The following is a 21,512-nucleotide window of genomic DNA, read 5'->3' on the forward strand; positions in this document are numbered from 1 at the left end:
ATATGCTTGCCAACTTTTATAAAGCTAGAATAACTTAATATATTCAAACAGTTAAACTAAATTTATAAATTTCTTTAGTTCTCTCAGATAATGAAATACACTAGATCTTAGTAAAAATGACTAAGAGTTAGGGAATATGAGCCAATTTCGCCAACAGGATAATTTACTCGGCCAATCTGACAGCTTTTTAAGCGTGCTGGATCAAGTATCACAGCTGGCTAGTTTAGATAAACCAGTGCTTATTATTGGTGAACGCGGTACAGGTAAAGAACTGATTGCAGCGCGTTTACATTTTTTATCGAAACGCTGGGAACAGAACTATATCAAGCTCAACTGTGCGGCGCTTAACGAGAACCTACTCGAGAGTGAATTATTTGGCCATGAAAGCGGGGCTTTTACCGGAGCAAGTAAGCGCCATGAAGGTCGCTTTGAACGCGCCAACAGTGGCACGCTGTTTTTAGATGAATTAGCCAACACCTCAGCGATGGTGCAAGAAAAACTGTTACGCGTTATTGAATATGGTGAGTTTGAGCGTGTCGGCGGTAAGCAAACCGTTAAAGTAGATACTCGCCTTGTGTGCGCAACAAATGAAGACCTACCAAGTCTTGCAGAGCAAGGTGAGTTTAGAAGCGACCTACTTGATCGTCTCGCTTTTGATGTTATTACCCTGCCCCCGCTTCGTGAACGCCAAGAAGATATTATGTTACTTGCAGAACAGTTTGCGATTAATATGGCGCGTGATCTTGAGTGGGAGCTATTTAGTGGCTTTACTCGCAGCGCTACCGAAACACTGCAGTCATACGACTGGCCGGGTAATATTCGTGAATTAAAAAATGTTGTTGAACGAAGTTTGTATCGTCACGGCAATGAACATATTCCCGTTCACCAGATTATTTTAGACCCATTTGCCAGCAAATTCAGACCTAAGCAACGTATTAAAGGCAGTAGTAACAGTGCACCAATTGCACATATAGAACATGCGGTTACACCCCCTTCACAGGCGCAAGAGTCAGTATCACTAAGCAAACCTGAAATTCAGTTTCCTTGTAACTTGAAACAACTTTCCAATGACTTTGAAATTGATGTCATAAAAAAAGCATTGGAACACAGTCAATTTAATCAAAAGAAAACTGCAGAACAGCTCGAATTAACGTATCATCAATTACGTGGCTATTTGAAAAAATACAATTTATTAGACCAGCAGCAATAGTTAGAGGCTAATCAGGTGTATAAACCGTTACTTGCTTTGTCTTTGGTATGCTTAGTAGGCTGCCTAGATAGCGAAGAAAAAACCACTGAACAAAAAAATCAGGGCTTAGTGTATTGCGCTGAGGCTAACCCGGTGTCGTTTAATCCACAAGTAACGACCACGGGCTCAACCATTGATATTATTGCTAATCAGCTTTATGACCGCCTATTGAGTATCGACCCTGTGTCTGCTGAATTTCAGGCGGAACTTGCCACCGATTGGAAAATCAGTCCAGACGGCAAGTCCATCACTTTTACTTTACGAAAAGGGGTGAAATTTCATACTACCAAGTACTTCACACCGAGCCGTGATTTTAATGCCGATGACGTCATTTTTACCTTTAGTCGCTTATTTGATGTATACAATCCCTATCATTTTGTCGGTGATGCCAATTACCCGTATTTTCAAAGTGTCGGTATTGATCAATTAATTCGCCGCATTGTGCGTGTTTCTGACTACCAGGTGCGCTTTGAACTTTATAATGCTGAAAGCAGCTTTTTAGCGAACCTTGCAACCGATTTTGCCGTGGTGCTATCAAAAGAATACGCCATGCAATTAAAAGAGCGAAAGCAAGAAAACCTCTTTGACCAGTACCCCGTTGGCACGGGCCCTTATGTGTACAGAGAATACCGTCGCGATCGCTTAATTCGCTATTACCGTAATCCTGATTATTGGAAACACCCTGTGGTGCTTGAGCAATTGGTTTACGACATAACGCCAAATGGCACCACCCGTGTCGCCAAAATGCTGACCAAAGAATGCGATGTAACCGCTCACCCTAGCAGCGCACAATTAAGTATTTTAGCTGAACGAGACGATATTAACGTTCAAAAAGAGCAAAACCTTAATATTGGTTATTGGGCATTTAATACTGAGCGTCCACCGTTTGATGATATTCGTGTGCGCCAAGCACTGGCCAGCGCGATTGATGTCGACAAAATCATGCAAGCAGTTTACTACGGTAATGGTATTAAGGCGCAATCGTTACTGCCCCCTGCCTCTTGGGCTTTTGAAGCACAAAAAGCGATGCCTGAATTCAATCCTGAACTTGCGAAAACACTGCTTGCAGAGGCCGGCTATAAAAATGGCTTTGATATGAATATCTGGGCCATGCCAGTCAGCCGAATTTACAACCCGAATGCCCGTAAAATGGCGGAGCTGATGCAAAGTGATCTGCGCAAAATCGGGGTTAACGTGAGTATTGTGGAATACGAATGGAATACCTTTTTACAACGCGTTGGTGAACACCGCCACGATAGCGTGTTACTCGGCTGGGCAGCCGATACGCCCGATCCCGACAACTTTATGAGCCCATTGCTAAGTTGCACAGCAACTTTTAGTGGTAAAAATCCGGCAAACTGGTGTAACCCTGAATTTGATTTATTACTCACTCAAGCGCTCGACACCACCGATTTAGAAAAACGGAAGCAATTTTACAATCAAGCTCAGCGCATTATTGTACAAGAGTTGCCGATTCTGCCAATTGCCCACGGCATGCGTTTTCAAGCATCTAGCAGCGATGTGAAAGGGATAAGTTTAAGCCCGTTTGGCGGTATTTCACTGGCTAATGCGAGGAAAGAATAATGATACTTGATTATATTCTTCGTCGCTTAGCGCTGTTAATGTTTATGATGCTGACATTAAGTATTTTTACTTTTTCGTTAAGCTATTTATTCCCCGGTGATGCCTTAACCAATTTAAGTGGTATTACCAACAGCACTTTTTCGCAAACCAGCGTGCTTGAAGAAAAGTTCCACTTTACTGAAAATTATGCCGTGCAATACTTCGCGTTTTTAGAGCGCATTGTCCAAGGAGATTGGGGAGTATCGTTCGCCTCTGGTGAAAGTGTATTTCAGCATATTGTTGACTTATTTCCTGCCACACTCGAGCTGAGTACCTATGCGCTTATCGTGTCAGTGGTCGTCGGCGTGCCAAGCGGTATTTTAGCCGCAGCTTATTACAGACGTTGGCCCGATAAATTCATTAACTCAGGCACACTCATTGGCTATTCAATGCCCGTATTTTGGTTAGCACTGCTGTTAATAATGGTGTTTTCACTGCAGTTAGGCTGGTTTCCGATGTCGGGCCGTATGGGGTTACTTTACGAGATTGAACCTGTCACAGGGTTCATTTTGATAGATATCATTGCGGGAGACTTTCCGTATCATGGCATGGCTTTTGTGGATGCATTGCACCACCTAACATTGCCAACTATCGTTTTGGCTATGTACCCAACAACCGTGTTGGTGCGCTTTACGCGCGATTCAATGCTCAAAGTGCTTGATCAAAGTTACATTAAAACAGCACGTGCTAAAGGGTTAAACCGCGCCCAGCTCATTATTCATCATGCCCTTAGAAATGCGTTATTGCCTGTGATAAAGCAAATCGGCTTACAATTTAGTACGCTGATCACCCTTGCGATGATCACCGAGGTCATTTTCTCATGGCCCGGCATAGGCCGATGGTTAATTGACAGTATTTATCAACGCGATTACCCCGCTATTCAAGGCGGCTTATTGGCTGTGTCTATGTTCGTAATTTTAGCAACGATTGTCGCAGAGCTCACTTACACTCTATTCGACCCACTCTCGCGGAACCAAGCTCATGGCAAAGTTTAATTTATTCTCAGAAGAGTCGAATAAATCGCCGTTAGCGCGATTTTGGCGTAAATTTAAAACCAACCACCCTGCACTCGTTGGCTTATGGTTATTTATTGCCTTTGCTTTACTGGCTGCATCAGCCCCTTTACTTGCCCCTTATGGCGTAAACCAGCAGCACAGCGATGCGTTATTATTGCCGCCGTCATGGCATGATGCCGGTGATGTTCGGTTTCTATTAGGCACCGATGATTTGGGTCGCGATGTGTTGTCGCGATTAATGAATGGCGCAACTTACACATTTGGCTTATCTGTTGTAGCAGCCCTTATCACCACGGTTATTGGGGTTTTGGTAGGCACTTTTGCGGGCATTAGTCGTGGTATTCGTTCAAGCTTTTTAAATCACTTACTCGACATTACCTTGTCGATTCCCTCGTTACTTTTAGCCATAATTATTATCGCGATTCTTGGTCCTGGCTTAATGAATACCGTGTGGGCAATTATCCTTGCTCTTTTGCCACAGTTTATTCACTCTGTTCGAAACCTGATTGTTGAAGAGCTCAATAAAGATTATATCACCGCCTTTAAACTAGATGGTGCGTCTAACTGGCACATATTAGCCCGAGGAATTTTCCCGAATATCTACGAACATATCGTCGTTATATTCACAATGGCACTTTCTACAGCAATATTAGATATCTCAGCACTGGGCTTTTTAAAGCTCGGTGCACAGCCGCCAACCACAGAATGGGGTGCGATTTTGGCCGAAAACCTTGGTTTAATTTACCTTGCCCCTTGGACTGTGGGTTTACCCGGCGTATTATTATTTTTAGCTGTGCTGTCTACCAATTTAGTGGGTGATGGTTTACGCCAAGTGCTTAAAGAACGTAAGGCCGACTAGTTATGCAATTACTCGATATTCGCAATCTCACGATAGAGTTACGCACCTCTGATACGGTAATTCGTGCGGTTGATAAAGTGAGCCTCACCCTTAAAGAAGGTGAGGTTCATGCGCTGGTTGGTGAGTCAGGCTCTGGCAAAAGCTTAATCGCGAAAGCCATTGTTGGGGTGTTGAATAAGCGCTGGCATATCACTGCTGACAGAATGCACTGGCGCGGTGTTGACTTAATGCGTCTATCCAATGAGCAACGCCGTAAATTAGTTGGTCAAGATATTGCCATGATTTACCAAGATCCAAGCCGCTGTTTGGACCCCACAGCAAAAATATTTGATCAAATTGCCGAAACCTTACCCGTTGAAGCAACCAGTGGCTTTTTCTTAAAACGAAATCGCCAACGTAAAGACCGCGTAAAAGCACTTATTCATAAAGTGGGAATTAAAGATCACAAAAAAGTGCTCGACAGCTATCCTCATGAGCTTTCAGAAGGTATCTGCCAAAAAGTGATGATAGCGATGGCGATTGCTCGTACTCCTAAATTACTTATCGCCGATGAACCAACCACAGCCCTTGAGAGCACGACTCGTGCACAAGTTTTTAGATTATTAAAAAGTTTGAACCTGTTAAAAAACATGTCAATTTTAATGATCTCTCATGAGCTTGAAGAGATCATAGACTGGTCGCATGGGATGCATGTTTTATACTGCGGACAAATGGTTGAAGCAGGCCCTACAAGCCGCATATTTAGTCAGCCACACCACCCTTATACACAAGCATTATTAAAGAGCTTACCTGACTACGAGCAAGGCTTGGCACATAAAGAACCCTTTTATGCGCTCAAAGGCACGATTCCAACCTTGCAACATTTGCCGATAGGTTGCCGACTTGGCCCCCGTTGCCCACAAGCACAAAAAGCGTGTGTGGTAACGCCTAAATTGACGAAACATCATGGTCATAGTTATGCGTGTCACTTCCCATTAATTAAGGCGATGAAATAATGCAACCACTGCTAAAAGTGCAAGCCCTATCGAAAAGTTTTAATTTGCGTGCAGGACTCTTTTCACGCAAGCGTTTTACGGTGCTGAAAGACATTTCATTTTGTTTAGGCCAAGGTGAAACTATCGCCATTATTGGTGAAACAGGCTCAGGTAAAAGCACCCTTGCAAAACTATTAGCAGGTGCAGACAACGCAGATAAAGGGCAAATTTTACTCGATGGTAATATCATTGAAAATGATGGGCTTCGCGATAATGACTGTCGTCATATTCGCCTTATATTCCAAGATTCTGAAGCCTCACTCAACCCCGGCCTCACTATTGGTGACATGCTAAACGACTGCTTACAATATAATACTGATCTAGACAAAGCCGCTCGCGAAGAGAAAATTAAACAAACGTTAGCAAAAGTCGGGCTCTTGTTAGACCATCGTCATTATTACCCGCATATGTTCAGTAGTGGTCAATTGCAACGTATAGCGCTTGCACGCGCTTTAATTCTAGATCCTAAGGTTGTGGTGCTTGATGAGGCTTTATCGTCCCTAGACCCCTCTGTGCGTGCTCAAACGGTAAACTTATTACTACGTTTACAAAAAGAAACGGGCCTTAGCTATGTCCTGATCACTCACCATTTAAGTTTAGTGCGCCATATTAGCGATCAACTTGTGGTGCTTGATCACGGCGAGATTGTCGAATACGGCCAAACTGAAACGATTTTCCAAAACCCGCAATCATCCGTAACACAGAAATTGCTGAGTTGTTGATTTACCTTAACGCTTTATGCTTAATTTGGCGTTAAAAGCCTCCTACACTCGGCACGACTTCATATCGAGGTAGGAATGGCGTGAGCCATGAAGAAGTTGCTATTCGGCGTTAAAACGCCTCCTACACTCGGCACGATTTCAAATCGGGGTCAGAATGGCTTTAGCCACGTAGAAGTTGCTATTCGGCGTTAAAACGCCTCCTACACTCGGCACGACTTCATATTGAGGTAGGAATGGCTTTAGCCACGAAGAAGTTGCTATTCGGCGTTAAAACGCCTCCTACACTCGGCACGATTTCAAATCGAGGTAGGAATGGCGTGAGCCATGAAGAAGTTGCTATTTGGCGTTAAAACGCCTCCTACACTCGGCACGATTTCAAATCGGGGTCAGAATGGCTTTAGCCACGTAGAAGTTGCTATTCAGCGTTAAAACGCCTCCTACACTCGGCACGACTTCATATTGAGGTAGGAATGGCTTTAGCCACGAAGAAGTTGCTATTCGGCGTTAAAACGCCTCCTACACTCTGCACGATTTCATATCGAGGTAGGAATAGCTTTAGCCATGAAGAAGTTGCTATTCGGCGTTAAAACGCCTCCTACACTTGGCACGATTTCAAATCGAGGTAGGAATGGCGTGAGCCACGTAGAAGTTGCTATTCAGCGTTAAAACGCCTCCTACACTCGGCACGATTTCATATCGAGGTAGGAATGGCTTTAGCCATGAATGCAGCATCCGCTAATGCACTTTGGTATAAAAAAAAGCGCGCAATCCTGGCCCATCAAGGCTAAGTAACAGCGCAAGCCTCATCTGAGCGACACTTCAACTCTATCACCGTGACTGGGGGGTGTTGAAGTGACAATAAAATGAAGCGCTTCAGAGCCTTGATTACTTAATTGATGAACTTTGCCTGCGCTGACATGTAAACCTTGCTGTGCGCAGAGAGTGTGGACTTGGCCATCAATCTCATGGGTATACGCCCTACTCTAAAGACTGTATTTCATAGCAAAGCGTTTGTTATTGGTATTTTTAAACGACAAAAAAGGCGCCATAAGGCGCCTCTTCATTTAGCTAACTAATAGCTTACTCTGTAGGTTGAGCAGCTTTAGGTACTTTTACATCAGCTTGCGCTTTGAGTGCAGCAATAAATACCATATAGTTTTTATTTACTTGCGCCATCGTGATGTTTTGTTTTTGTTGCTCATTAATATCACTGCTTTGAGCTTCATTCACCGCTTTAAGCGCAACAATCGCAGAGTCACCATTATTTAAATCAACAACATCTGTCACTGGTGCACCTTGTGGGTGTGCCATTCTAAATGCCTGTTGAACAATAGCGGGTGAAACGGTGTACGCTTGACGTGCTAACGCCGCTTCTTGGCGAACTTCTAAGCCTTCAGCTGCCGCAATATCGCTTAAGCTTTTACCTGCTTCAATATCTGCATACAGAGTACGTGCTTTATCTTTAGCAAGTTCAGATGCTTTCTGCGCAACTAACGTCGCTTTGATTTGTTCTGAAACATCTGCAAGTGGCTTCGTCGTTGCTGGTTTGTGATCATTCACTCGAACAACAACAGCATGCTCATCACCCACTTCAATCACTTCTGAGTTCATGCGATCTTCTAACACTTCTGGTGAGAAAATTGCTGCAATAACTTGTGGATTATTAAGTGGCTCTGGTAATGCGTTACGCGTTACTAGCTCTGTTTTTTGAACTTCAACACCTGCCGCTTCTGCTGCATCGTTTAATGTGTCAGAGATTTCAAACGCTAATTCACCCATTTCTGTTTGCTTCTCATAGAAAGCATTCACTTTCTTAGAACGCTCCAGCTCAGCACGTAGCTCGCCTTTTACGTCAGCATAAGGTTTTACTTGCTGTGTTTGAATATCTGTCAGTTTGATGATGTGATAACCAAACTCAGATTCTACAACATCAGAAATGTCACCTTTGTTTGCAAGTGCATATGTTGCCTCTTCAAACGCAGGGTCCATCATGTCGCGTTCTATCCAATCAAGATCACCGCCCATCTCAGCACTCACGACATCGTCTGATGACGACTCTGCAAGCTGAGCAAAGTCTGCACCATTTTTAAGTTGTGCAAGTAACTCTTCTGCTTTCGCTTTTGCAGCATCATCGTCTTCACTATTATCAATTAAGATATGTGAAACACGGCGTTTTTCTGGCTCAATATATTGCGCGCTATTTTGATCGTAATACGCTTTTACATCTTCTTCTGACACGCTTGAATCTAGGCTCAGATTCGCCGCATTTAAATCAATGTAGCTCACTGATACTTGCTCAGGTGCTAAAAACTGCGGTTGATTTAGGTCATAGTAATCAGCAATTTCTTGTTCGCTTACTTCAACGCCTTCTTGTAACGACTCTTTAGTAACAACAAGGTAATCGATACTGCGCGTTTGTTGTTGAAGTGCAACACTGTTGTTTAATTCGTTTTCTAATACGAAATCAGTTCCTGCAACAGCACCCACAAGTTGGCTACGCGTCATATCTTCACGTAGATACTCTCTAAAAGTATCTGGTTGAAAGTTCATTTGACGAAGTACTTGTAGATAGCGGTCGTTATTAAACTGGCCACCCACTTGAAAGTAAGGCATTTCTAAAATAGCTTTACGAACACTTTCGTCACTAACACGAAGACCTAATTCTGCCGCTAGTTGAGTTTGCAATTCTTGTTGTACTAAACGGTCAATTACGCCTTGGCGGATTTGTGCCATGTAATTTGGATCGGCTGCGATTTGCGCAAAATATTCACCAAATTGTTGCTCTAAACGATTACGCTCATTTTGATAAGCACGGCTGAATTCGGTTTGGCTAATTTTAACTCCATTTACTTCTGCAACGGGTTGCTCTGTGGTTTGTCCTAAATAACCACCGATCCCAGCTAAAGCAAAAGATAAAATCACCGCGCCTAAAATAATTTTGGCTGCAGGTCCCTGCGAACCTTCTCTGATTTTCTCAAGCATTTATCTATCTCTATTCTGATCAGGTACAAATTAACCCTGCTCATGTAAAAAAAGCGTATCTTACCAGATACGCTTTTTCACTTGAAGTAACTGGTGCTAAGTTACCTAATTCAATTTAAGTGTGATTAGGTATCTCTCACCTTACTAATCTTTTGTTGATTAGTTTACTGCGTCTTTCAGCGCTTTACCTGCTTTGAAAGAAGGAATGTTTGCTGCTGCAATCTGGATAGCTTCACCAGTTTGTGGGTTACGACCTGAACGCGCTGCACGCTCACGTACTGAGAAAGTACCAAAGCCAACTAGCGCCACTGAATCGCCATCTTTAAGAGCGCCTGAAACAGCCTCGATGAATGAATCTAGTGCACGACCAGCAGCCGCTTTAGAAATGTCAGCATCAGCTGCGATTTGATCGATTAATTGAGATTTATTCACAATATCATCCTCTTTCATTGTTATTATCAAGAGCGATTGTTTTTTTAATTAACATCACTGTTTTGAAAATTTATGAGCAAGTTAAGTTTATGCTCAGGTTATTATATTTTTCTCAACCCTAGGCCACATAAGGCCTAGGCTTGAAAACTAGTGCTTAACTTATCATACCCTTTGTATTTGAAAAGCCCCTAAAAGCACTTTTTTGCTGTTTTTTACTGGTTTTTTTCAGTTTCGACTGAAAAACTCTCTACTGGGTGCTTCAAAGCTATCTTTAAAACGTCATCAATCCATGTAACTGGGTGAATTTCAAGACCCTCTAAAACGTTATCAGGGATCTCTTTTAAGTCACGTTCGTTAATTTTTGGAATAATAACGGTTTTAATACCGCCACGGTGGGCAGCTAAAAGTTTCTCTTTTAAGCCACCAATTGGAAGTACTTCACCACGTAAAGTGATTTCACCCGTCATGGCAACATCAGAACGTACCGGGTTACCCGTTAAGCTCGATACTAAACCTGTCACCATGGCAATACCCGCACTTGGCCCATCTTTGGGTGTTGCACCTTCAGGCACGTGGACATGTATGTCACGTTTTTCGTAAAAGTCACTATTGATACGCAATTTATCCGCGCGATTACGCACCACAGTCATTGCTGCTTGAATTGACTCTTGCATCACATCGCCCAGCGATCCCGTGTAGGTTAGTTTGCCTTTACCAGGCACTGCGGCTGACTCAATCGTTAATAAGTCACCGCCTACTTCAGTCCACGCTAAACCCGTTACTTGGCCTATACGATCGCCATCTTCTGCTTTACCGTAATCAAAGCGCTGCACACCTAGGAATTCTTCTAGGTTGTCTTCGTCAATGGTGACTTTCTTAATGTCTTTATTAAGCAAAATATTTTTCACTGCTTTACGACACAGCTTAGACACTTCACGTTCAAGATTACGCACACCAGCTTCGCGGGTGTAGTAGCGAATAATGCCAATGATGGCGCTATCTTCAATCTCAACTTCGCTATCTTTAAGACCATTACGCTTAACTTGCTTTGGAATTAAATGCTGCTTGGCAATATTTAGCTTCTCATCTTCGGTGTAGCCCGATAAACGAATTACTTCCATACGGTCTAATAATGGACCCGGAATATTAAAGCTATTTGATGTAGCAACAAACATTACATCAGATAAATCGTAATCGACTTCTAAATAGTGATCAGCAAAATGGCTGTTTTGTTCTGGATCTAATACCTCAAGCAATGCTGAGGCTGGGTCACCACGCATATCAGAAGACATCTTGTCGATTTCATCTAATAAGAACAGTGGGTTTTTAACCCCAACTTTGGTCATGTTCTGAATCAACTTACCTGGCATTGAACCAATGTAAGTACGACGATGACCACGTATTTCAGCTTCATCGCGTACGCCACCTAAAGCCATACGAACATATTTACGACCCGTAGAGCGCGCAATAGACTGTCCTAGTGATGTTTTACCCACACCCGGTGGACCGACGAGGCACAAAATTGGCCCTTTTAATTTATTAGTACGCTGTTGTACTGCAAGATACTCAATAATACGTTCTTTAACTTTGTCTAAACCGTAATGGTCGGTATCAAGAATTTTTTGCGCACCCGCTAAGTCTTTTTTCACTTTAGAGCGTTTTTTCCATGGCACATTGATAAGCGTATCAATATATGAACGAACCACGGTGGCTTCTGCCGACATAGGCGACATCATTTTCAGCTTCGCAAGTTCAGCACTTGCTTTCTCTTGCGCTTCTTTTGGCATGCCCGATTCTTCGATACGCTTTTTAATTGCTTCGAATTCATCTGGTACATCATCCAGCTCGCCAAGCTCTTTTTGAATCGCTTTCATTTGCTCGTTGAGGTAGTACTCACGCTGCGATTTTTCCATCTGCTTTTTAACGCGGGTACGAATTTTCTTCTCAACTTGCAGTAAGTCTATCTCACCTTCCATTAAGGCCATTAAGTACTCAAGACGTTCTGTTACATTAGAAATCTCAAGTACTTTTTGTTTTTCTGGCACTTTAAGTGGCATATGCGCTGCCATCGTATCAGCTAAACGTGCAGCCTCATCGATTCCCGACACAGAAGTAAGTACTTCAGGTGGGATTTTCTTATTGAGTTTCACATAGCCTTCAAATTGGCTAATAGCGCTACGAATAAAGATATCTTGCTCTTGCTCATCAATGTGGCTTGATTCAATGAACTGCGCCTCAGCAACGAAGAAATCATCGTTATCTAAAAACGTTTCGACGCTCGCACGCTGCGTGCCTTCTACAAGCACTTTAACGGTGCCATCAGGTAGCTTTAATAACTGAAGTACTGTGGCTATGGTACCAACACGGTAGATATCATCTTGTTGCGGATCATCAACAGAGGCGTCTTTTTGCGCCACTAGGAAAATTTGTTTGTCTTTGTCCATCGCCGCTTCTAAGCATTTTATTGATTTTTCACGACCAACAAATAGCGGGATCACCATGTGCGGGTATACCACTACATCGCGCAGTGCCAACACGGGGATTTCAACTCGATCTGTTCTCTCAAGCGTCATTATATTCTCTTCGCACTTCATTTATTTTAAAGATTACTCAAGTATATGGGGATATGTAAGGGAAAGTTCAACATATTTATAAAAAAAGGAGCCATTGGCTCCTTTTTTATGTTTAACTGCTTAAATTTTGAACTATTTCAAATTTATTCAGATGCCGCTTTGTCTTGATTACCACTTTGGTAAATCAAAATCGGGTCTGACTCACCTTTAATAACCGTTTCGTCAATTACCACTTTGCTTACATCATCCATCGAAGGAAGTTCATACATGGTATCAAGTAATACACCTTCTACGATTGAACGTAAGCCACGTGCACCTGTTTTACGCTCCATTGCTTTGTGCGCAATCGCTGATAAAGCATCTTCACGGAACTCAAGCTCAACATCTTCCATTGCGAACAATGCAGAGAACTGTTTAGTTAAAGCATTTTTAGGTTCACTTAGAATTTGAATCAGTGCGGCTTCATCCAGCTCTGTTAACGTTGCAACAACCGGTAGACGACCAATGAACTCAGGAATTAAACCGTACTTCACCAGATCTTCAGGCTCAACATCTTTAAATGTCTCACTTAAGCTGCGGCTGCCAGATGATTGTTTAACTTCAGCACCAAAGCCAATACCCGTATTTTTGTGACTACGCTGCTCAATCACTTTATCTAGGCCTGCGAATGCACCCCCACAGATAAATAAGATTTTCGACGTATCAACTTGTAAAAACTCTTGCTGCGGATGCTTACGACCGCCTTGCGGTGGTACAGAGGCAACCGTGCCTTCAATCAGTTTTAAAAGTGCTTGTTGCACACCTTCGCCTGATACATCGCGGGTGATTGATGGGTTGTCTGATTTACGAGAAATCTTGTCAATTTCATCAATATAAACAATACCACGTTGCGCTTTTTCGACGTCGTAATCACATTTTTGCAGTAATTTTTGAATAATATTTTCGACGTCTTCACCCACATAACCGGCTTCGGTTAGTGTTGTGGCATCAGCCATAGTGAATGGCACATCAAGTAAACGAGCCATCGTTTCTGCAAGTAATGTTTTACCACTACCTGTAGGACCAATTAACAAGATATTACTTTTACCAAGTTCAATATCAGCGTTGATGGTTTGATTACGAAGACGTTTATAGTGATTGTATACCGCAACCGACAGTACTTTTTTCGCGTGGTCTTGGCCAATCACATAATCATCTAAGTGATTACGAATTTCTTTCGGCACAGGCAGTTTATCAGACGCGCTATGTTTCGGCGCAATGTCTTTGATCTCTTCCCTGATTATATCGTTACACAGCTCAACACATTCATCACAAATGTATACTGAAGGGCCTGCAATTAATTTGCGAACTTCATGCTGGCTTTTGCCACAAAAAGAGCAGTATAACAATTTATTACTTTTGTCGCCGTCTGTAGGAGTGTCAGACATTCAGCTACCTCATTTTTTACGTTGGCAGCAGCACGCAACTGCTGCTAATTCACTATGGTTAACTATATCAAAGAATATAAGTTTTCGCATAGTAAAGGGTGATAGCTAATAATACGATATCATTAGCTATTCAGATTACTTTGTTTCGCGACTAGAAAATACTGAATCAACGAGACCGTATTCAACCGCTTCGCTTGCACTCATAAAGTTGTCACGGTCGGTATCGCGCGATACCACGTCTAACGGCTGACCCGTATGCTCAGCCATCAAGCGATTTAGTTTATCTTTAATTGATAAAATTTCACGGGCATGAATTTCGAAATCAGACGCCTGCCCTTGGAAACCACCAAGTGGTTGGTGAATCATCACACGCGAGTTAGGTAAACAAAAACGTTTGCCTTTAGCGCCACCTGATAGCAAGAAGGCTCCCATGCTCGCCGCTTGGCCAACACAAATAGTACTGACATCTGGCTTAATGAAATTCATTGTATCGTAAATCGCCATGCCTGCAGTGACCGAGCCACCTGGCGAGTTGATATAAAGATAAATATCTTTTTCTGGATTTTCTGACTCTAAAAACAGCATTTGCGCAAGAATCAAGTTTGCCATGTTATCTTCAACTTGGCCTGTTAAGAAAATAATGCGCTCTTTTAAAAGACGTGAGTAAATATCATATGAGCGCTCACCCTTTGCTGTTTGCTCAACAACCATAGGGACTAATGCGTTTAGAGGGTCTATCATACCGCTGTTCATTCTTATTTAATTCCTTATCCGCTGCGACTCATCCTTACTATAAGGAAAGCACATTTATACTAATGTTAATTTACGCGTATTTTCAATCTATTTAAGTATATGCGAACACAAAGATGTATTTTCAATCCTTTATGTTTAATGTTGCGCATTAACATAAGTATTGTTGGTTTTGGTGAAACTGGCTACCACAAACTAAAATGGCCCGAGTACGCTGTATAAATACAGTGTAACACGAGCCATTTAATCGCTAGCGAGAGCTTAAGTCAATGACTTATTAAGCACCTTGCTGTGGATTCATGATGTCGTCGAATGCTTTTTCAACGTCAGTCACGTTTGCTTTAGCTAGGATAGCTTCAACTGCTTGCTCTTCCATCGCTACGTTGCGCATTTGCTGCATTAGTTGATCATTTGCTTTGTAGTATTCTACTACTTCAGTTGGGTCTTCGTATGCAGAAGCCACTGTTGCAATTAACTCTTCAACTTTTGCCTCATCAACTTTAAGCTCGTTCGCTTTAATCACTTCACCTAGTAATAGGCCAGTTTTAACGCGAGTTACAGCTTGCTCGTGGAATAACTCAGCTGGAAGCTCAGGCATGTTTTGAGCGTTGCCGCCAAAACGTTGTGCCGCTTGTTGACGTAGAGCATCAATTTCTTGATCTACTAGTGCTTTTGGCACGTCGATTTCGTTGTTCGCTAAAAGACCTTTGATAGCTTGGTCTTTCACGTTAGCTTTAACCGCTTGGTCAAGCTCACGTGACATGTTTTTCTTAACTTCTTCTTTCAGTGCATCAACGCCGCCTTCAGCAACACCGAATTTAGTTGCGAACTCTTCGTTAAGCTCAGGAAGCTCTTGAGTTTCAACTTTCTTCACAGTAATAGTGAAAGAAGCCGCTTTACCTTTTAGGTTTTCAGCGTGATATTCTTCAGGGAATGTTACTTCAGCAACAACTTCTTCGCCCGCTTTTTTGCCAACGATGTTGTCTTCGAAACCTGGGATCATACGACCTTGACCAAGTTCTAGAGGGAAGTCTTCAGCTTTACCGCCTTCAAACTCTTCACCATCGATAGAACCAACGAAGTCGATAGTTACACGATCTTTTTCACCCGCAGCAGCGTCAACTTCAGTCCACGATGCGTGTTGCTTACGTAACGTTTCTAGCATGTTAGCTAGGTCTTCGTCAGTAACAGAAACAGCTGGTTTTTCAACGTTAATTTTATCTAGACCTTGAATTTCAACTTCAGGGTACACTTCAAACGTTGCATCGAATTCTAAATCTTTACCTGCTTCTAACGCTTTTGGTGCGAAAGTTGGTGCACCCGCTGGGTTGATTTTTTCAGAAACGATTGCTTCGATGTAGTTGCGTTGCATTAATTCGCCCGCAACTTCTTGACGTACTGCAGCACCGTAACGTTTGTTGATGATAGACGCTGGAACTTTACCAGGACGGAAACCATCGATACGCTGGGTTTTAGACAGTTGTTGTAAGCGTTTTTTTACTTCAGTCTCAACGTTCTCTGCAGGAACGGTGATGGTCAGACGGCGCTCAAGGCCTTGAGTCGTCTCAACAGAAACTTGCATGATTTACCTCAATCTTCAATTTTGGCGACTGTTCGCCTTCCTTACAAACAAGGTGATCTCCATGAGTGATAGCAAGTTTTAACGCTGAAAAATTCAACTTAAAACGGCGCATTGTAACCATGAGATACCATTGCTGCTCTGCCCCTATGGGCACTATGTTAAACAATAGACGCGGCATTATAACCTAATATTTTTGATAGTCGAGTCTAGGGGGCAATTATTTGGTCTATATAGCGGCAATCTGCGTTTAAACGAACAAAAAACGAACGTAAAATTATCAGCAAAGTAAGGTGATTAATTAAATCAGAATGTTTAAAAAGGGAATGACTAAGCGGTATTAATTTAGCGCATGAAACGCTCAGATTACCAAGATGAATATACTAATAGACAGTGGTCGGCGATGCAGGATTTGAACCTGCGACCCCTTGGACCCAAACCAAGTGCGCTACCAAACTGCGCTAATCGCCGATATAAAGAGAAGTTTTGAAAATACAACCACAGAGAAAGTGGTCGGCGATGCAGGATTTGAACCTGCGACCCCTTGGACCCAAACCAAGTGCGCTACCAAACTGCGCTAATCGCCGATACTGTGTGTAAATTGGGGTGACTGATGGGGCTCGAACCCACGACAACCGGAATCACAATCCGGGGCTCTACCAACTGAGCTACAATCACCACGGCATTTACATATTTTCAAATGGCGCACCCGGAAGGATTCGAACCTTCGACCAACGCCTTAGAAGGGCGTTGCTCTATCCAGCTGAGCTACGGGCGCATCGAAAACTTCAAAAGTTTGCCTGTAAGCAACCGCTTCTTAAAGAAGAAGTGGTCGGCGATGCAGGATTTGAACCTGCGACCCCTTGGACCCAAACCAAGTGCGCTACCAAACTGCGCTAATCGCCGATGCTTACTATTGTTTGCGAGTGACCTCGTTAACAACGGGGTGCATAATAGTGATTTGGCCGAGTCAGGTCAAACATTTTTTTAAGAAAATAATTCAATCGGTCACTTTTAGTTCATAATGGTTAAATATTGCAAATATAAGCTAAAATTTGAACTCTTTTTTATAAATAGACGCTTTATATCATATTGCATCTTGGCGCTATGCAGCTTTTCTGCGAAAATACGCAGCATAATAAAATATGATCAAACAAACGTGTTTGTTATATCCATGCCCCTTATTCGGATGATCATATTTTGATGTATCAGTATCAAGTTAACTAACCCCAATGAAAGGTCACCCATGACGGCAAACATCATCGATGGTAAGGCAATAGCTAAACAAGTACGCAGTAATGTGGCAGAACGAGTTGCAGCGCGTGTTGCAAACGGTTTACGTGCTCCAGGACTCGCAGTCGTGTTAGTTGGTCAAGATCCAGCAAGCCAAGTATATGTAGGTTCAAAACGCAAAGCCTGTGAAGAAGTCGGCTTTGTTTCTAAATCTTACGATTTACCTGGCGACACGACAGAGCAAGACTTACTCGCATTAATTGATCAACTTAATGAAGACAAAGAAGTAGACGGCATTTTAGTTCAACTTCCTTTGCCGCAAGGTCTTGATGCAGAGAAGATTCTTGAACGTATTACCCCTCATAAAGATGTTGATGGTTTCCATCCTTATAACATTGGCCGTTTAGCACAGCGTATGCCGGCACTTCGTCCCTGTACACCTAAAGGGATTATTACCCTACTCGACTCTACGGGTGTGCGTTACAAAGGTATGCATGCGGTTGTGGTTGGTGCATCGAACATTGTTGGTCGTCCTATGTCACTTGAGTTACTGCTTGCCGGTTGTACAACAACGGTGTGTCATAAATTCACGCAAGATTTAGAAACTCATGTGCGTCGTGCAGACTTATTGGTGGTGGCTGTAGGTAAACCCGAATTTATTCCTGGTGACTGGGTTAAAGAAGGCGCTATCGTCATTGATGTAGGTATTAACCGCCTTGAATCTGGCAAACTTGTGGGTGATGTTCAATATGATATTGCCGAACAAAAAGCGCACTTCATCACGCCTGTGCCAGGTGGTGTCGGCCCGATGACTGTTGCAAGCCTCATTGAGAACACCCTTGAAGCATGTGAAAAATATCACAGCTAATAATGATTGATTGTAAAAAGGGTTGCCACATGGCAACCCTTTTTTATTGTGAAACGAATACGTTTACACGCGTTTAAGTTTTAGCATTTGCGGCAACACCGAAAAAATAATCATCGTAAACATAATCAAATACTGCCATGGTTGGTATTGCTCATTTAATAAAATAATTGCACAGATGATCCCTGCAATTGGATTCGCAATCGTGCCAAATGAAAATTCAGCCACACTCATACGCCCAAGTAACCATACATATAAAATATAGGCAATCGCTGTATTGGGCACAATGAGCCAAAATAATGCACTGTATTGTAGCGTTGAAATAGGTTCAAAAACGCTGTGGTAATTTGTTGGATTAATGAAGCTGCCGTCTATAACCGCAGCGAGTAATAAAATAGTACCGCCAATAATTAACTGCCATGTAAGCACCACCCACCAATGAATACTGACTGATAAGGTTTGTACAAGGGTACTGCCAATCACAATCGTCAGTAATGCCCCCAATAAAGCACCGACACCCAGTGCATTTAAAGCGACATAAGCGGGGTCGAACAATAACCATGCAAGCACGACTAATACGGCCGCACTAATAGCTTGAGGCTTTGCAGGTCGCTGTCCTTTTGCTATCCATGCATATAAAAGTGCGACCACGGGGACCGACACCATGCCAACACCTGCAATTGCTGCAGGAAGATTAATCGCCATAATAAAGATAAACGCAAAAAACAGGGCGATGTTTATAGCGCCTAAAACGAGTAAGCTGGGCCATTGACGCGCGCGAGGAAAGCTTGGTTTTATTAATAATAAAAGTAACCCTGCGGGTAATGCGCGTAACGCACCTAATAATAACGGCGGCCAATCAGGGGTCGCATATTTTGTCACCGCATAAGTTGTACCCCATAAAAAAGCGGGGATCATGGCAAGAAAAATATTCAATGTAAGTCCTTGTAAATGCACAATAGCGATAAAATAAAACCTCAACCTTTATTGAGGTCAATACTTAAAAATAAAAAACTAAAAACAAAAAAGGCTGCCAATATGGCAACCTTTTGTCGGTTTCAATTTTAGCTTCGTGTTTACGCTTTACGCCACGTTGTTTTTCCAGCAGAGTCTTCAAGCACCACACCTAACGCATTTAGCGCATCACGTGCTTCATCAGCAGCGGCCCAATCTTTGTTAGCGCGGGCTTCATTACGTTGCATGATTAAGGCCTCAATCTGTGCTACTTCGTCATCGTCTTGACCGCCTTGCAGGAAGGCTTCTGGGTCTTGCTGCGCAACACCTAATACTTCGGCAATACTACGAAGCACAAAAGCTAATTTTCCAGCTTGCTCTGCATCGCTGTCTTTCACACGGTTAAGCTCTTTTGCTAATTCAAATAACACAGGTAAAGCTTCAGGTGTATTGAAGTCATCGTCCATTGCTTTTCTGAATTTTATAACGTATTCATTGTCGGCTAATTCACACTCAACAGGTGTTACACCGCGTAATGCCGTGTAAATGCGCTCTAATGAAGAGCGTGCTTGCTCAAGGTTCTCTTGCGAGTAATTAAGTTGGCTGCGGTAATGACCCGAAATTAAGAAATAACGAACCGACTCAGCATCGTACTCTGTTAGTACGTCACGTACGGTAAAGAAGTTGTTCAATGACTTAGACATCTTCTCTTTATTTACCTGCACCATGCCTGTGTGGATCCAGGTATTTACGTACTTACCGTTGTTTGCACAGCATGATTGAGCAATTTCGTTTTCGTGGTGTGGGAACTGTAAATCTGATCCTCCCCCATGAATATCAAAATGCTCACCTAAATGTTTAGAGCTCATTGCCGAACACTCAATATGCCAACCAGGACGACCCTCACCCCATGGCGATGACCACGAAGGCTCACCTGGCTTGGCTCTTTTCCAAAGTACGAAATCAAGCGGATCTTGCTTATCTTGCGCAACTTCAACACGCGAACCCGCTTGCAACATAGTTAAGTCTTGCTGTGAAAGTGCACCGTATTGCTCAAATGTAGATACATCAAACAATACATCGCCGTCAGCTGCTACGTAAGCATGACCTTTCGCTATTAAACGCTCAACCATGGCGATGATTTCATCCATGTGGTTGGTTACCGTTGGCTCAACATCAGGACGAAGCATGTTTAAACTATCAAAGTCTTCGTGCATCGCTTTAGTCATACGGACTGTTAAGTCATTTATAGACTCACCGTTTTCATGAGCACGCTTGATTATTTTATCATCAACGTCCGTAATATTGCGGACATATTTTAAGTCGTAACCAATGTGACGCAGGTAACGGACAATAACGTCGAAGCCAACAAAAGTACGCGCATGTCCAATGTGACAGTAATCATAAATAGTGATACCACACACATACATGTCGATTTTGCCATCAACAAGGGGTTTAAACTGTTCTTTTTGTCGTGTAAGTGTGTTGTAAATTTGTACCATTTATAAAATGTCCTTAACGGTGTTTCGAGATTCTCTATGGTAACACTTGCAAAGCCACTGCTCTAGCGCTTTATCAATTGAACAAGCACTTTGTTAATCTTCTCAACAAGCACTTTGTTAATCTTAGCTAAGTGCTATAAAATAACGGCATTATTAAACCAGATATAGGAAACCTCATGGTTGTTCTACACACAAACTTTGGTGATATCACCATCAAAATGCACGAAAGCGATGCACCAAACACTGTTAAAAACTTTTTAGAGTATGCAAACGCAGGCTTTTACAACGGTACTATTTTCCACCGTGTAATTGATGGTTTCATGGTTCAAGGTGGTGGTTTTGAGCCAGGTATGGTTCAAAAAGAAGTTAATAACCCTATTCAAAATGAAGCAAACAATGGCCTAGCAAACAAAGTTGGTACATTAGCCATGGCACGTACGCCTGATCCACACTCAGCGACTGCACAGTTCTTCATTAACGTGAACGACAATGATTTCTTAAACTTCAGCAGCGAAACCTCACAAGGTTGGGGCTATTGTGTATTTGCAGAAGTAGTTGAAGGTATGGACATCGTAAACAAAATCAAAGGTGTTGCGACTGGCAGCGCAGGCTTCCACCAAGACGTACCACTTGAAGATGTAATTATCGAAAAAGTAACTGTTAGCTAAGCTAGCGGTGAGTCTTTATAAGCGGGCTTAAGCCCGCTTTTTTG

The 21,512-nt window shown here is 42.6% G+C and carries 16 protein-coding genes and 5 tRNA genes; 8 read left to right on the forward strand and 13 right to left on the reverse strand.

Going from position 1 to position 21,512, the window contains the following annotated elements:
* Positions 1-136: 136 nt before the first annotated feature.
* The 6 genes from pspF to ACSSVW_RS07285 are packed head-to-tail and all read left to right on the forward strand — an operon-like array spanning position 137 to position 6,503.
* Positions 137-1,210 carry a phage shock protein operon transcriptional activator gene (gene pspF, locus ACSSVW_RS07260; RefSeq protein WP_036969799.1) on the forward strand — a complete coding sequence of 358 codons (1,074 nt, stop codon included), beginning with the start codon at positions 137-139 and terminating at the stop codon, positions 1,208-1,210.
* Between the two features lie 15 nt (positions 1,211-1,225).
* A complete protein-coding gene (locus ACSSVW_RS07265) occupies positions 1,226-2,833 on the forward strand; it encodes an ABC transporter substrate-binding protein (protein ID WP_036969802.1) in 1,608 nt (535 codons plus the stop codon).
* Entirely contained in the window at positions 2,833-3,867 is a 1,035-nt protein-coding gene (locus ACSSVW_RS07270) for an ABC transporter permease (RefSeq protein WP_036969807.1), read from the forward strand. The genes ACSSVW_RS07265 and ACSSVW_RS07270 overlap by 1 nt, the downstream gene beginning before the upstream one ends.
* Entirely contained in the window at positions 3,854-4,747 is an 894-nt protein-coding gene (locus ACSSVW_RS07275; protein ID WP_036969812.1) for an ABC transporter permease subunit, read from the forward strand. The genes ACSSVW_RS07270 and ACSSVW_RS07275 overlap by 14 nt, the downstream gene beginning before the upstream one ends.
* A gap of 2 nt (positions 4,748-4,749) precedes the next feature.
* Positions 4,750-5,742 (forward strand): peptide ABC transporter ATP-binding protein, encoded by a 993-nt coding sequence (locus tag ACSSVW_RS07280; RefSeq protein WP_036969815.1) that lies wholly within the window; start codon positions 4,750-4,752, stop codon positions 5,740-5,742.
* A complete protein-coding gene (locus tag ACSSVW_RS07285; RefSeq protein WP_036969818.1) occupies positions 5,742-6,503 on the forward strand; it encodes an ATP-binding cassette domain-containing protein in 762 nt (253 codons plus the stop codon). Before ACSSVW_RS07280 ends, ACSSVW_RS07285 begins: the two co-directional genes overlap by 1 nt.
* 1,080 nt (positions 6,504-7,583) lie before the next feature.
* Here ACSSVW_RS07285 and ppiD read toward each other — a convergent pair.
* From ppiD to ACSSVW_RS07340, 11 genes are all read right to left on the reverse strand, one after another.
* Entirely contained in the window at positions 7,584-9,485 is a 1,902-nt protein-coding gene (ppiD, locus tag ACSSVW_RS07290; protein WP_075593898.1) for a peptidylprolyl isomerase, read from the reverse strand.
* A gap of 159 nt (positions 9,486-9,644) precedes the next feature.
* Positions 9,645-9,941 carry an HU family DNA-binding protein gene (locus tag ACSSVW_RS07295; protein ID WP_256213542.1) on the reverse strand — a complete coding sequence of 99 codons (297 nt, stop codon included), beginning with the start codon at positions 9,939-9,941 and terminating at the stop codon, positions 9,645-9,647.
* 188 nt (positions 9,942-10,129) lie between these two features.
* A complete protein-coding gene (gene lon / locus ACSSVW_RS07300; protein ID WP_036969826.1) occupies positions 10,130-12,490 on the reverse strand; it encodes an endopeptidase La in 2,361 nt (786 codons plus the stop codon).
* A 143-nt stretch (positions 12,491-12,633) separates the two neighbouring features.
* Complete coding sequence (gene clpX / locus ACSSVW_RS07305; protein WP_036969827.1) at positions 12,634-13,917, reverse strand: ATP-dependent protease ATP-binding subunit ClpX; 1,284 nt, start codon at positions 13,915-13,917, stop codon at positions 12,634-12,636.
* 135 nt (positions 13,918-14,052) lie between these two features.
* Positions 14,053-14,670: an ATP-dependent Clp endopeptidase proteolytic subunit ClpP gene (gene clpP / locus ACSSVW_RS07310; protein WP_036969828.1), complete on the reverse strand. Its 618-nt coding sequence runs from the start codon at positions 14,668-14,670 to the stop codon at positions 14,053-14,055.
* Positions 14,671-14,944: 274 nt separating this feature from the next.
* On the reverse strand, positions 14,945-16,249 hold the full coding sequence (gene tig, locus ACSSVW_RS07315) for a trigger factor (protein WP_454179081.1): 1,305 nt from the start codon (positions 16,247-16,249) through the stop codon (positions 14,945-14,947).
* Positions 16,250-16,640: 391 nt separating this feature from the next.
* Positions 16,641-16,717: transfer RNA gene (locus tag ACSSVW_RS07320), tRNA-Pro, on the reverse strand.
* 39 nt (positions 16,718-16,756) lie between these two features.
* A tRNA-Pro gene (locus tag ACSSVW_RS07325) sits at positions 16,757-16,833 on the reverse strand.
* 15 nt (positions 16,834-16,848) lie between these two features.
* Positions 16,849-16,924, reverse strand: a tRNA-His gene (locus tag ACSSVW_RS07330).
* 23 nt (positions 16,925-16,947) lie between these two features.
* Positions 16,948-17,024: transfer RNA gene (locus tag ACSSVW_RS07335), tRNA-Arg, on the reverse strand.
* 51 nt (positions 17,025-17,075) lie between these two features.
* A tRNA-Pro gene (locus ACSSVW_RS07340) sits at positions 17,076-17,152 on the reverse strand.
* Between the two features lie 340 nt (positions 17,153-17,492).
* On the opposite strand from ACSSVW_RS07340, the gene folD reads away from it, so the two are divergent.
* Positions 17,493-18,347: a bifunctional methylenetetrahydrofolate dehydrogenase/methenyltetrahydrofolate cyclohydrolase FolD gene (gene folD, locus ACSSVW_RS07345; protein WP_036969836.1), complete on the forward strand. Its 855-nt coding sequence runs from the start codon at positions 17,493-17,495 to the stop codon at positions 18,345-18,347.
* 63 nt (positions 18,348-18,410) lie between these two features.
* On the opposite strand, the gene ACSSVW_RS07350 is transcribed toward folD, so the two are convergent.
* Together ACSSVW_RS07350 and cysS are read right to left on the reverse strand one after the other, a co-directional pair.
* Entirely contained in the window at positions 18,411-19,280 is an 870-nt protein-coding gene (locus ACSSVW_RS07350; RefSeq protein ID WP_036969839.1) for a DMT family transporter, read from the reverse strand.
* A 140-nt stretch (positions 19,281-19,420) separates the two neighbouring features.
* Positions 19,421-20,800: a cysteine--tRNA ligase gene (gene cysS / locus ACSSVW_RS07355; protein ID WP_454179082.1), complete on the reverse strand. Its 1,380-nt coding sequence runs from the start codon at positions 20,798-20,800 to the stop codon at positions 19,421-19,423.
* A 176-nt stretch (positions 20,801-20,976) separates the two neighbouring features.
* On the opposite strand from cysS, the gene ACSSVW_RS07360 reads away from it, so the two are divergent.
* Positions 20,977-21,468, forward strand: a complete 492-nt coding sequence (locus ACSSVW_RS07360; RefSeq protein ID WP_036969841.1) for a peptidylprolyl isomerase — start codon at positions 20,977-20,979, stop codon at positions 21,466-21,468.
* Positions 21,469-21,512 lie beyond the last annotated feature (44 nt).

The sequence above is a fragment of the Pseudoalteromonas sp. MBR-15 genome (assembly GCF_053628915.1).

Bases quoted from the DNA above. Each gene is read 5' to 3' on its own strand.
- pspF (WP_036969799.1), top strand. From the start codon at position 137: ATGAGCCAATTTCGCCAACAGGATAATTTACTCGGCCAATCTGACAGC.
- tig (WP_454179081.1), bottom strand. From the start codon at position 16,249: ATGCAAGTTTCTGTTGAGACGACTCAAGGCCTTGAGCGCCGTCTGACC.
- ACSSVW_RS07275 (WP_036969812.1), top strand. From the start codon at position 3,854: ATGGCAAAGTTTAATTTATTCTCAGAAGAGTCGAATAAATCGCCGTTA.
- ACSSVW_RS07285 (WP_036969818.1), top strand. From the start codon at position 5,742: ATGCAACCACTGCTAAAAGTGCAAGCCCTATCGAAAAGTTTTAATTTG.
- ppiD (WP_075593898.1), bottom strand. From the start codon at position 9,485: ATGCTTGAGAAAATCAGAGAAGGTTCGCAGGGACCTGCAGCCAAAATT.
- lon (WP_036969826.1), bottom strand. From the start codon at position 12,490: ATGACGCTTGAGAGAACAGATCGAGTTGAAATCCCCGTGTTGGCACTG.
- clpP (WP_036969828.1), bottom strand. From the start codon at position 14,670: ATGAACAGCGGTATGATAGACCCTCTAAACGCATTAGTCCCTATGGTT.
- folD (WP_036969836.1), top strand. From the start codon at position 17,493: ATGACGGCAAACATCATCGATGGTAAGGCAATAGCTAAACAAGTACGC.
- clpX (WP_036969827.1), bottom strand. From the start codon at position 13,917: ATGTCTGACACTCCTACAGACGGCGACAAAAGTAATAAATTGTTATAC.
- ACSSVW_RS07280 (WP_036969815.1), top strand. From the start codon at position 4,750: ATGCAATTACTCGATATTCGCAATCTCACGATAGAGTTACGCACCTCT.
- ACSSVW_RS07360 (WP_036969841.1), top strand. From the start codon at position 20,977: ATGGTTGTTCTACACACAAACTTTGGTGATATCACCATCAAAATGCAC.
- ACSSVW_RS07270 (WP_036969807.1), top strand. From the start codon at position 2,833: ATGATACTTGATTATATTCTTCGTCGCTTAGCGCTGTTAATGTTTATG.
- cysS (WP_454179082.1), bottom strand. From the start codon at position 20,800: ATGGTACAAATTTACAACACACTTACACGACAAAAAGAACAGTTTAAA.